Source organism: Sphaerospermopsis kisseleviana CS-549, assembly GCF_028329225.1.
GTDB classification, from domain to species: Bacteria; Cyanobacteriota; Cyanobacteriia; order Cyanobacteriales; family Nostocaceae; genus Sphaerospermopsis; species Sphaerospermopsis kisseleviana.
Genome location: NZ_JAQMTI010000275.1, coordinates 1 through 12597 on the forward strand (window position 1 = coordinate 1; position 12597 = coordinate 12597).

The following is a 12597-nucleotide window of genomic DNA, read 5'->3' on the forward strand; positions in this document are numbered from 1 at the left end:
GGACTGGGGACTGGGGACTGGGGACTGGTGAAGAGGTGATTTTCTCGTTCCCATACTCTGTATGGGAATGAATTTTATCAGGCTCTGCCTGATATGAAAGTAGACAAAGTAGAGGCAGAGCCTCTATGATGGCATTCCCAGTCTGAGACTGGGAACGAGAGAAAAAGAGGTAAGGGTTTAGCAATGCTAAAACCCTACAAATAACTACAAATAACTACAAATAATGATTATTAAAGTTATGAAAAAAAATTTGTTGAGATTATTAAGTTTACTGTTGATTTTGCTTTTAGCTTGGTTGTGGATAATGATTAATCCTAAACCTGCGATCGCCCAAATTAATACCATTAACTATAACAACGCTTCTTTAGAAAATCGTGACTTTTCTCACACGGATTTATCAGGAGTCAATTTCGTAGCTGCGGAAATGCGTGGGGCAAATTTTCAAGGGGCAAATTTAACTAATGCCATGTTAACTAAAGGTGTCTTATTAAAGGCAAATTTACAAGATGCTAATTTAACCGGTGCTTTAGTTGATCGCGTGACGTTGGATGGTGCTAATCTCAAGAACGCTATTTTTACAGCAGCCACTTTAACCCGTAGCCGCTTTTATGATGCGGATATCACTGGGGCTGATTTTACAGACGCTTTAATTGACCGTTATCAGGTTTCATTATTGTGTAAACGGGCTGATGGTGTTAACCCTGTAACTGGTGTGGCTACACGAGATAGTTTGGGGTGTCGATAGGTGACAGGTGACAGGTGACAGTGAAGAAGAGGGTGTAGGGAGGGGTGTAAGAAAAAGTAGAGTCTCCTTACATTTATTGTTTGAGACTAGGGACGAGACAAACTGTTATTAATTCCGAAAAATCTAATTATCACAATATGTTAAAATCCAAATAACAATAATTAGAGAAATCACTATGAACAATTTAACATTAGAAACATTATTCAAAGAAATAGATAATTTAACCGAAGAGGAAAAAATTGAATTAGTCAATTACTTAAACAAACAAATTCAAAAACAACCAGGTAAAAATACAGCAAAAAATTTAGTTGAATTATTTCAAACTTCTCCTTTAGTGGGTGTAGATTTAGATTTGGAACGTCAAAAAGATTTTGATCATCGTAATTTCGAGACCTTAGCAGCAGCTTTTCAAGAACTTCAACAAATCTGTATAGAAGAAAATTATGATTTAGAAATTACCTCTCGCCAAAATCGCCCAACTCCCTTTGATTAATACTAAAAATGACATTTTTGTGTGATACTAATATTATTAGTGAACTAGCTAGACCTCAACCTAATGCTGGTGTATTGATATGGTTACAAAATTTATCTTATATCAATATAAGTATAATTAATAAGTGTAATTACAGTTGAAGAAATTTATTATGGTTTAACCGCAAAACCTAACCCAAAAATTCAAAATTGGTTCGATAATTTTCTCAAAAATAATTGTCAAATATTACCTATTACTGATGAAATAGCTAAACTCTGTGGTGAAATAAGAGGACAACAAAGATTAACTGGTAAAACTGTCACCCAAGCAGATATGATGATTGCTGCTACTGCTAAAATACACCAACTTACTTTAGTTACGCGCAATATCCGTGATTTTGATAGCTGTGGTATTCCAATTTTAAATCCTTTTACTTAACTATCTAACAATCACATCCTGTACATCCTGATATGGCTTGCGTCACGCTACGCTATCAGACAAATGAGGTAACAAACAATTTTTTTAAAAGTTAGCAGATAGATGTTAAAATTTGTCGGTTAAATATTCTTAGATATGCCTTTTGCAAGATTTTCCGGGTATTATTCGTGACTGAACAACAACAAGATCAAAAACCCTCTCATTCATTTGCTGGTATTGCTGGTATAGTTGCCGCAGCAACCTTAATTAGTAAAGTATTTGGTTTAATTAGACAACAGGCGATCGCTGCTGCTTTTGGTGTCGGTGCTGCTGCTACTGCTTACAGTTACGCCTACATTATCCCCGGTTTTTTATTAATACTACTTGGTGGTGTCAATGGTCCTTTACATAGTGCTATTATCAGCGTTTTAGCCAAGCGGAAAAAAGAAGAAGCAGCGCCTTTAGTAGAAACAGTCACAACCTTAGTAGGTGGGTTATTATTAATAGTCACAATTGCTCAGATTTTTTTAGCAGAACCAATAATTGATATAGTTGGTTATGGTTTAGAACCTAACACTAGAGAAATTGCCATTCGTCAATTACAAATAATGTCCCCAATGGCGTTATTTTCCGGTTTAATTGGCATTGGTTTCGGTACTCTCAACGCAGCAAATCAATATTGGTTATTATCAATTAGTCCTTTATTATCTAGCGTTACCGTTGTTATTGGTATTGGTATTTTAGCTTTACAATATGGTAAGGAAATAATTCAGCCAGAATTTGCATTTATTGGGGGAATAGTTTTAGCAATTGGCACTTTAGCCGGGGCAATTTTACAATGGATAGTCCAGTTAATTGTGCAATGGCGGTTAGGTTTAGGAACATTGAAACTAAGATTTGATTTTAAATCTCCCGCAGTTCAAGAAGTAATTAAAATCATGACACCGGCAACAATTTCTTCGGGAATGATGCCGATAAATGTAGCGACAGATTTATTTTTTGCCAGTCCCATTAAAGGCGCAGCCGCAGGTTTTAACTATGCCAATTTATTAGTACAAACTCCGTTAGGGATTATTTCTAATATTATTTTATTGCCTTTATTACCCATATTTGCCAAATTAGCAGAACCAGAAAACTGGCCAGATTTAAAATTACGCATTCGTCAAGGACTGTTATTAACTGCGGTGACAATGCTACCTTTAGGGGCGTTGATGATAGCTTTATCTGAACCAATAGTGCAGGTAGTTTATCAACGGGGAGCATTTAAACAAGAAGCAACCCAGTTAGTTTCCTCCTTATTAATAGCTTATGGAATTGGGATGTTTGTTTATTTAGGGCGTGATGTTTTGGTGAGGGTATTTTATGCTTTAGGTGATGGACAAACACCTTTTAAAATTAGCACGTTTAATATTTTATTGAATGCAATTTTAGATTTTATTTTAGTTAAACCCTTTGGTGCGCCTGGTTTGGTGTTAGCTACAGTAGGTGTAAATTGTAGTTCAATTTTAATGTTGTTGTGGTTATTAAATAGGAAATTAAATGGTTTACCTTTACGGGAATGGAGTTTACCAATTTTCGGTTTAACTGCGGGTAGTTTCGTTGCTGGTGTTGCGAGTTATGGGACTTTGGTTGCTTGTCAGCAGGTGTTAGGAAATAAGGGGTTAGTTGTTTTAATAGTTGAGTTATGTGTTTCTGGTGCAGTGGGAATTGGTGTATTTTCTGTGATTGCGGGGATGATGAGGATACCGGAGGTTAATAGTTTTGTGGTGAAGATGCGGCAGAAGTTTTTGAAGAGGTAGGGTTGATTTTTAGATGCTATATTTACCGAGAGATAAAGTTTGCATAAAAGTACGAAATTCTGGCACATTCTGAAAAATTCTACCTATACTTTCTAAATTGATGAAATCTAATGCTTTTTTATTAAAGTCTTCATCGGTTATAGTTTGCAGTTCAGTAGTACCATAAAGTAATTGTTTCAATTCTCTTGGTTTTTTACCATAAGCTGATTTAATGAATATTTGAGAATCTATTTTAGCAGCAGCTAGTAATATTTCTGTACAAGGAAAAACAACAAATGGAATTACTACAGGTAGATATTCGTGTATATAACCTTCTCTTACTTTCGCTCGATAAAATTCTTCTACACTACTTACTAATATTTTAGAAATACTAACTCTCCAATCTTTGAAGTAGTCATCAGGATGGGAAAATGTATGTTCACTATCAGCAGTCACTAAAATAATGTCTCGATTAGAAATTAGTCCCAGTTCACTTTCAAAGTCTGAAAAAGCACCAAAAATAGTTCTTGTAACTGAATTTTTCAAAGCTAAGGCTTCTTTACCTGTTAGGTAGCAGCTATCTTTAATTTTATCAGCTTCTCGACAATATTTATCTACTGCATCATGAATAGTTTGTCTGTTTAACTCAATATAGTTAAGAGTTACATTGTTTTGGTCTTCATCAGATAAAATACACTCAGAGATTTTTTTAAAAATTGCTATATCAGTTGCTCCATCTCCGATAATACCTATATTTCTTGCTAACATCACATTTTTCCTCATTACCCACCTGATTAACCAATTGTCCCTTCATACCACAGTTCTGCTAACTTATATTTTGGTATCTCGACTATCTTTTTACCTGTAGTTTCATCCTCTATAATTTCACCTTCTACAGTACCTATACCTACAAGTGTATCTAGAGATGTATTGAGATTTCTGACATCACTCTTTCTATTCCGTTTTTCTAGCCGCACAGTATAAACATGATCTAAATGATTATGAAATTCGCGTAAAACAGAGGGACTATGGGAAGTAATGATAAATTGAGATGTAAAACCTTCTGAAGTTGGAGATGTCATTTGCCAAATCCAACGCATTAATTCTTGAATATTTCCCGGATTTACACCATTTTCAATTTCTTCTAAAAGAATCAAACTTGGTGTTCTATAAAGAGAAGCAAGAAGACTAATAGCTGCTGCTTTCATGAATCCATCTGAAACCGCATCTGGTGGAAATTCTTGTACAATTGTATTTTGTCCAAGATCGAAATTCCACACAAGTTTTGAAATTTTATCATTATAACGAACTCCTTGAAAGTTATGATCAAATCGCCTCATCAAAGCAGTAAATCTTGTAAATGTGCGTTCTTCTTTTTCTTTGATATATTTAATAACTGCTTGTAGTCCACGACCTGTACTACCTAATTCAGACGGAATTTTAATAAAATCACTCTTGTCTCTTTCATCCTGAGCATCATCAATATCATGAATTTGATCATCTTTAACTAGACCTTTAAGAAAAGCTGGTTGGAAGTGATAACTATATGTGTTTGCAAAATCACCAAAAAAATCTCTACATAGTTTTTTTTCTGCTGCTTGTAAAGATGTGTTATCTTCAATATTTTGTCTTAAAGCAATTAAATTAGTTGGCTGATCATATCCACTTACAATTATCTTTTCATCATTATTATCTAGTTTAATTGTTATTTTTTCTTTGCAACTAGCAGATTCTGGAAAATTTTTATTCTCATGCAATTCTATTTCATAAATAATACTGCCTTTGGAGTTATTCCAAGCAATTTTAAATTCCATTGGTTCGCCATCAGCTAGTCTATAACGATGAGCATATAAGTCTCTGTGGACATTAACTGTTTTTTTAGCATTAGCATTTCCAGGGCGGCCTCTTCTGACAAGACTACAAAAATGCTGTATACCTGCTAGAAGATTAGACTTACCTGAATTATTATTACCAATCAATAAGGTGACTGGATGAAGCTCTATAGTAGTCAGCTTATGGGTTTTAAAGTTTTTAAGTGTAACTTGTGTAAACATAATTGTTTTCCCGTAACGACTATAATTTTACATTATTTACGCAAATTTTTACTATGTCAGCAAAATCTATGTCAGCAAAATAGTCTGTAATTTTTATATCCAATCTTCAACTCCTTTATGACAAAATTCCCAATCAGCTATAGTATTTTATTCCCCCTTTAACCTCTGTCCATACAAACTTAAAGCATTCTCACGTAAAATTCCCAATGCTATTTCCTCCGCTTCTTTAACAGTAATATCTGTATCTTTAATTGCCTGATCTAATACTTCTCCTAACAATTGACGACCCCATTTTGCACCTAAATAATACAATTCGGGGATAGAATGAGCATCAGATGAATACATTAATTTTGTGGTAGGGATTAATTCCAAAAGTTGCCTAATTGTATTTCGCATTCCGGCTACACTTAAAAAAGGAACTGCTAAACCAAAATCTAAATAAACCTGGGGATACATTGATGCTAAATATCCCGCTTCTCTCATGTAAGGATAGGAAGCATGAAGCAAAACTAAAGGCGCGTTTTTATATTGAGGACATTCTATCAAATATCGTAAATTTAAAGGATTTGCTAATCTTAAATCTAAATCTGGATCTCCTAAACCAGTGTGTAATTGTACAGGTATTTTATATTTAGCAGCAACTATCAACGATTGTTGTAAAATAAAATCTATTAATTGTTTATCATTTAATCGTAAAGGCAGATCATTTTTTTTCTGTAGTTTTTTAAAATCATAAAAATGCACAGCAGCAACCGCAGGTGCAACAGGTCGAATATCTAACCCACTACGATAACAGGCGATACTTTTAAACGCTACAATGTCAGGGGATGGAGGATCAATTTCTTTGATAAAAGCATTGACAAAAGTGTGAAATTCGTCAATTTGTGAAAGTAGTTTTTCCGCTAATAATTCTAAGCGTAAAATTCTTTTGACCGTGGTAAATTGTTGATGCCAAGAAATTGGTAAGATATTTTCCGGGGTTAAACCATCATCTAAATATATTGCTTCTAAGTTAGCAGCGTCAAAATATATTCTGGTTAAATTTTCTAGTCCTAAATTTTGCCGATGTGCTAAAATTGCTGTTTCTTCGGGTTCACAGTTTAATAATGTAGCAATTTCTCGTAAACTGCGGCGGTAAAATAAGGTATGTTTAGCGTGATAATTTACTATTTCTGGATCATAACCTTCTGTAAAAGCGGCTGCAAAGGGATAATTTGCAGCTACTTCTGATTTTAATATGTTATGGGCGTGTTGTTCAATGAGGGGAATTTCCGAGAGATTCATGGATGGTTAAGATTTTTGAGATGTAAGTATTCAGGTATCTGGGTTTCTGTGTCAGCTTTTTACAGTTTCTGACATTGGATTAATTTTACATTTAATATCGATCTTTCCAAACATGAAGTTAAAATATTTAACTATTTTTGATAAAAATTTGCAAATAAATATACTTAAAATCTGGTATACTTTGGAAATATTCGGATAATCTTGTTATACTTGAATGATAGTTAACAATAAGCTAACAATATTATATTTTATGCAAACACAAACCCGAACCTATACACCAGAAGAATATCTAGAACTGGAAGAGAAAGCAGAATATAAAAACGAATACCGTGATGGAGAGATTATACCAATAGCAGGAGGAACAACAAATCATAATAAAATTGCCCTGAATTTTGCTGCTGCTTTAGAATACGGATTAAAAAAGCAAAATTATGATGTTTATATTGGTGATGTCAGGTTGTGGATACCCCGTTATCGTCAATATACATACCCTGATGTGATGCTAATTAAAGGTGAACCTATTTATCAAAATGCAAATACAACTACTGTGATGAATCCTTTATTAATTGCTGAAGTTTTATCTAAATCAACTAGCAATTATGACCAAGGTGATAAGTTTCTTTATTATCGCTCAATTCCTGAATTTAAAGAATATATTTTAATCAATCAATATCAATATCATGTCATGCACTATGTAAAAACAGATGATGGGAAATGGATATTTACAGAATTGGAATCTGAATCAGATACTTTAACACTGCAAAATCTAGATTTTCAAATTGATTTTCAGGATTTATATGAACAGGTTGATTTTCAGAAAAGTGTTGATGAATAAATAATTAATCTATAGGACTTACGCAAGATGTGACTGAAAACCTTATTCTTGCGTAGGGGTAATTCATGTAGCTTGCTTCCCGAAGGGTATTACCCCTACTTTCGTTCCCTTTTGCGTAAGTCCTGATCTATACAAAATCTAGTATTTCTGATAAATTAGGTTGAGAGGATGTTTTAAAAGTGGTATTCCGTGATTTTAATCACATTTTTACCCCCCTTAATCCCCCCTTATCAAGGGGGGAAACACGAACATCCAGTTCCCTCCGCTTAACAAGGGGAGGGTTAGGAAGGGGTAAAAAATATTTGATACATTTTGATACATCAATCATGACTGTTCAAACAACCTCTGAGAATGACTACAAAGTGAAAAATATATATTTATAATGAATAATTTTCAACTTCCCAATTTACCCTTACCATCACCCCTTGTAGGTTCTGAAATTGGTTCTTTTACTGAGTTTACCGTAACTCAAAGAATGCCAAATATTGCCCGTCGTGTCATTCAAGAAAATAAATTTACCACTGAGATAAATCAAAACTTGGAAAAATTAGCAGCAGAACTTCCCAACGGATATTTACAACCTTTAAAAAATGACACAGGTGCAGATTTCCACGACTGGGAGAAATATCTAGAACCTTATAAAAATCAACGTTGGGTAGATGTACCTTGGTTTTTTGCGGAAACTTATTTTTATCGTCTTATTCTCAATATTACTAATTACTTTCAACACGGAGAATGGCAAGGTGTTGATCCATTTTTACTCCAAAAAGAACAAGGTTTAGAAGCTGCTATTGATGCTATTATTTCTTTATGTACTCAAGTACAACAATGGTTAAATGAATCAAAGAAAGCAGGTAAACCTAGTAAATCTTCTCTGATTGCTTTATTGTATTTCGCATTATGGGGAAATAGAGTTGATTTAAGTTTATGGTCAGCTTTTGAAGATAACAGAAGTAATTTTGATATTCAAACTCAATTAAATAACATTTTGGTAGATGATTCATTTGCAGTTAGTAAGCTATTAACTAAATCGGAAAATAACCGCATTGATTTTGTAGTTGATAATGCAGGTTTTGAATTAATTTGTGATTTATGTTTAGTTGATTTTCTCTTGGGTAGTGGTTTTGCAAATCAGGTTTATTTACATTTGAAACCCCATCCCACTTTTGTATCGGATGCAATGATTAAAGATGTGTATGCAACCAAAGATTTTTTAGCAGCAGGTAGTCATCCTGATGTTAAATCATTTGTACAAAGATTAAGTAAAAATCTTGATTCAGGTAAATTGATTTTAACAGAAGATTATTGTTGGACTTCACCTTTACCATTTTGGCAAATTCCCCAATCACTGAAAGATGAGTTAGCAAAGTCGAATTTAATAGTTGTTAAAGGTGATGCTAATTATCGGCGTTTGTTGGGAGATGTCTACTGGGATTATACTACAAATTTTGCAGATATAGTGGCTTATTTACCTGCACCAATGTTAGCGTTACGTACCTTAAAATCAGAAGTAGCAGCAGGTTTAAAAGCTGAAGTTTTAGAGGAATTAGCAATATTAGATCCTCAGTGGTTAACAAATGGACAATGGGGGGTTATTCAGTTGGTAGATTTAGGAATCTGAAGAAATTCCACATTAAAGAGAACTTTACATAGCAGATCAAACTGAGAATTTTTTTCATATTTACCGTAAATGTCGATTAGCACTACTTCATCACCTCCTTGGATTTTAGATATTGTTTGATATACACTATTTATATATAGCAAGGGTAATTTCCAAAAAGCTATGAAATTAATTTCTGAACCATCAGTTCCGGTAAAAATCCAAAAAATGAACCAAAGGGTGCGATCGCAGCATCCCAGTATTCAGCAACGAGGAATTGACCAAACTGCCATGATTTTAGATGATAATGGCAGGGAGAAAAATCAAAATTTCTCTTTTATGGTAATCGGTGATAGCGGTACTAAGTCTCATTATGGTTCTCATCCTCAGCGTCAAGTTGCGGAAATGATGTTAAATCATAGTGATGATTGCCGTTTTATTTTGCATACCGGTGATGTTGTTTATGTGGTGGGTTCTCGTGAGTATTATCCGCCTAATTTTATTGAACCTTACCGCGAATTTTTGGTAGGTGGTGAAAACCCCGAAAGTATTGCTTATGACCAGATGGTTTTTAAGTTACCAATTTTGCCAGTTTTAGGCAATCATGACTATTATGATGTGCCTTGGTTCTATCGTTTAATTACTGGTTCGACTTTACCTTTGCGGCGGATGTTGCTTTACAAAGATATTGAAATCGGTTGGCATGGTTCAAATCAAGGTGATGCTTATTCAAGAGCTTTTATTGATTATTTAGCTGCTATTTCTCCCCATGAATTAGAATATCATTTAGATAAATATTACACTGCTAAAAGTAATACAGGACGCTGTTTGCGTTACCAACCGGGACAATTCACCCGATTACCTAATAGGTATTATACATTTAATTATGGGGGAATTGACTTTTTTGCCCTTGATTCTAATACTTTTAATACCCCAGAACCGCTACCAGAAAACCAAGCGGGAGATATACGTCGGGAGTTGTTACAGCGTCGTCAAAAGTTGGAACAAGAAGAGTTAGAAATTTTGGCAGAGTGTGATAAACTTAACTCCGAAAATCCCGAAGAATCAGAACTACTGGCTGATTTGGGTGCTAAGGTAGACCAACTTAATGAAGTCAAGCTTGATATTGAAAAACAATTAGAAATTCATACCAGTGCAGATGTGGATCTTGAACAGCTTGACTGGTTAAAAGATAGATTAATTGCATCTTGGCAAAATTCAGAAGTGAGGGGACGGGTGATATTTTTCCATCATCCTCCTTATGTAACAGAAGCTACTAAATGGCATCAAGGACAAACTTTAGCCGTGCGTCATCGGTTGCGGGGGGTATTGGAACAAGTTGCGGCGGCTTTAGGTAATATAAATCAAGGTAGACCGCTTGTGGATGTGGTTTTCAATGGCCACGCGCACTGTTTGGAATATCTGCGGACGGTGGATACAGGATATGCCGATTCACACATTAATTATATAGTTTGTGGTGGCAGTGGTCGCCGTCCCCGTCGCCAACGACAAGAAGGAACAGAATTAGTAGAAAGTTTTACCGATGGTAATAGTAATTCTACTCATAAAGTTGCCGAGTCTTTGCTGTATGTGGGACGCAGTGGTTACGGTTCAGAGATGAAAAAACCTTATTCCTGCTTGCGGGTGGATGTGAAAGAAGGTTTTCCGGCTAAGTTTATTATTACACCATTAGTTACAGAGCAAGTAGAGGGAAAATGGTGCGATCGCCAATTAGAACCTATTGTAATTTAATAAGCTGTTGTGCATTTAATTTGTATAAGTGGAACAGGCATCTTGCCTGTTAAACAAGAGTTCAGAATGTTAGGATTATACAATTTAGCTGTGTAACAGCTTACTCATCCTGTTGCTAAGTTGGGTTGCTAAGTTGGGAATATTACTCACAACCTCAAAACTGCTGTAATTAGGACTGCTGTAATTAGGGGTTGCTGAGAAAGTCTTTCCGTGAGGGTATAGGAGTCAGGAGTCAGGAGTCAGGAGTCGTAGGGGCGAAGCATTCGGACGACAAATTATCAATTTTATGAAAAGGCTATTTTCCGAATGCTTCGCCCGTACAGGAGTCAGGAGTCAGGAGGAGATTTGAAAATTTCTTTGCCATCTCTTGAAATCCCAAAAAATGCACACTTTTTCCGGTATACCCTTCAAAACCCTTGCACTAATTTCTGTGTTTATCAGCCTCTAACCTTTGATATATCAAGGTTTTAGGTTTATTCAGCAAGCCCTAATTATTTTAACATCAATTTAATTGACCAAGAGATTATTTGTCTAATTCAAATAGACAATTTTTGACATTATTCCTCTATCCCCAGAATTATTTTAACACTCTCTCCCTACGGCTGCATTAATTTGTAATTTTTGTCAATTTCTTACCTTGGATATACATTCAGATATTTACAAGCAAACCTATCGACAGAGATAGCCAAGGTTTTATTTTGTTACACCTATAATTGAAATAAATAATCTAATTTTTCACAAATTGCTGAGAAAGCGTATTATATAGAGCAGGTAAATAATATGTATATTGAAGACATATTACAACATCAGGTAGATAAGGTAGCGTTAAATAAAACCTTTCATGGTTTAACACAAACCGAAAGTCAACCGGAATACGCGCAACAGGAAGGATTAAACATCTCCGATTTAGCAATAGCTTTAAGTCCACTCAGCTTTGTATTTATTTGGGCAATTTTTCTGTTTATTGTCCAAAAACTTCGTTCTCATGCAGACAATAAAATAGCTTTTAGTGTCAATGGTTTACATCAAGTTCCCTGTAAAAACTGTAAATTTTTCTCAAATAACCATTATTTGAAGTGTGCAGTGAGACCTGATATAGTTCTCACAGAAGAAGCTATGAATTGTTCTGAATACTGCCCCAAAAAAGGAAAATTTACACCAAACAAACTATTTAGATAGGGTGAAAAGTCTTTGACTTTTTCCGCAAACCCTACTTATTTCCTCCTGCCTCCTGCCTCCTAACTACTGACTCTTGTTATATTTTGCTATTAACTTCTTGACTTGAGCGGCCACAAGTGGATGGGGGTCTGTTTGCAAATGGGGTAGAATTTCTTGCAGCACTCGCTGGGAAACCACACTCAAGTATGAAATCACTGCTTCTCTGACAAAACCTGTAGGATGGCGCAAATTTGTCAAAATTTCCGTCGTTCTCAGTCGCACGTAAGCAGCTTGAGCAAAATGAAAACAGCAAGCTAAACACCAGTCAGAGAGCAAATTTCCCTGGTTGATAAGTTTACGGACACGCTCAATAGAAATAATGGCATCACCATCCCTGGTGCGATGCACTTTTTGAAAGCACTTCGACTTACTTCGACACCGCCCTTCGACACCGCCCTTCGACACCGCCCTTCGACACCGCCCTTCGACACCGCCCTTCGAC

The 12597-nt window shown here is 35.2% G+C and carries 13 protein-coding genes; 8 read left to right on the forward strand and 5 right to left on the reverse strand.

Annotation, left to right across the window (positions count from 1 at the left end; genetic code table 11):
* Positions 1-184: hypothetical protein (locus PN497_RS21620; RefSeq protein ID WP_272110848.1), on the reverse strand; the 184-nt coding region annotated here is incomplete at its 3' end.
* A gap of 54 nt (positions 185-238) precedes the next feature.
* Here PN497_RS21620 and PN497_RS21625 point away from each other — a divergent pair.
* From PN497_RS21625 to murJ, 4 genes are all read left to right on the forward strand, one after another.
* Positions 239-745: a pentapeptide repeat-containing protein gene (locus PN497_RS21625; protein WP_096572625.1), complete on the forward strand. Its 507-nt coding sequence runs from the start codon at positions 239-241 to the stop codon at positions 743-745.
* Positions 746-920: 175 nt separating this feature from the next.
* On the forward strand, positions 921-1238 hold the full coding sequence (locus PN497_RS21630) for a hypothetical protein (RefSeq protein WP_096566939.1): 318 nt from the start codon (positions 921-923) through the stop codon (positions 1236-1238).
* 180 nt (positions 1239-1418) lie between these two features.
* A complete protein-coding gene (locus PN497_RS21635; RefSeq protein ID WP_272110851.1) occupies positions 1419-1655 on the forward strand; it encodes a PIN domain-containing protein in 237 nt (78 codons plus the stop codon).
* 167 nt (positions 1656-1822) lie between these two features.
* Positions 1823-3433 carry a murein biosynthesis integral membrane protein MurJ gene (gene murJ / locus PN497_RS21640; RefSeq protein WP_096566943.1) on the forward strand — a complete coding sequence of 537 codons (1611 nt, stop codon included), beginning with the start codon at positions 1823-1825 and terminating at the stop codon, positions 3431-3433.
* Between the two features lie 9 nt (positions 3434-3442).
* On the opposite strand, the gene PN497_RS21645 is transcribed toward murJ, so the two are convergent.
* From PN497_RS21645 to PN497_RS21655, 3 genes are all read right to left on the reverse strand, one after another.
* Positions 3443-4195 carry a hypothetical protein gene (locus PN497_RS21645; RefSeq protein WP_272110849.1) on the reverse strand — a complete coding sequence of 251 codons (753 nt, stop codon included), beginning with the start codon at positions 4193-4195 and terminating at the stop codon, positions 3443-3445.
* Between the two features lie 11 nt (positions 4196-4206).
* Positions 4207-5466 carry an AAA family ATPase gene (locus PN497_RS21650; RefSeq protein ID WP_096566947.1) on the reverse strand — a complete coding sequence of 420 codons (1260 nt, stop codon included), beginning with the start codon at positions 5464-5466 and terminating at the stop codon, positions 4207-4209.
* 147 nt (positions 5467-5613) lie between these two features.
* Positions 5614-6750: an amidohydrolase family protein gene (locus tag PN497_RS21655; protein WP_096566949.1), complete on the reverse strand. Its 1137-nt coding sequence runs from the start codon at positions 6748-6750 to the stop codon at positions 5614-5616.
* Positions 6751-7000: 250 nt separating this feature from the next.
* Between PN497_RS21655 and PN497_RS21660 the strand changes: the two genes are divergently transcribed.
* The 4 genes from PN497_RS21660 to PN497_RS21675 all read left to right on the forward strand — a co-directional run bounded on the left by PN497_RS21660 (position 7001) and on the right by PN497_RS21675 (position 12116).
* Positions 7001-7585 carry a Uma2 family endonuclease gene (locus PN497_RS21660; protein WP_096566951.1) on the forward strand — a complete coding sequence of 195 codons (585 nt, stop codon included), beginning with the start codon at positions 7001-7003 and terminating at the stop codon, positions 7583-7585.
* A 382-nt stretch (positions 7586-7967) separates the two neighbouring features.
* The gene (locus PN497_RS21665) at positions 7968-9206 is read left to right on the forward strand and encodes a damage-control phosphatase ARMT1 family protein (RefSeq protein WP_096566953.1); all 1239 of its coding nucleotides are present in this window, start codon (positions 7968-7970) and stop codon (positions 9204-9206) included.
* A gap of 162 nt (positions 9207-9368) precedes the next feature.
* Positions 9369-10937: a metallophosphoesterase family protein gene (locus PN497_RS21670; RefSeq protein ID WP_096566955.1), complete on the forward strand. Its 1569-nt coding sequence runs from the start codon at positions 9369-9371 to the stop codon at positions 10935-10937.
* A 780-nt stretch (positions 10938-11717) separates the two neighbouring features.
* Entirely contained in the window at positions 11718-12116 is a 399-nt protein-coding gene (locus PN497_RS21675) for a hypothetical protein (protein WP_096566107.1), read from the forward strand.
* A 63-nt stretch (positions 12117-12179) separates the two neighbouring features.
* Here PN497_RS21675 and PN497_RS21680 read toward each other — a convergent pair.
* Positions 12180-12597 (reverse strand): hypothetical protein (locus PN497_RS21680; protein WP_272110850.1); only part of this gene is annotated, 418 nt, incomplete at its 5' end.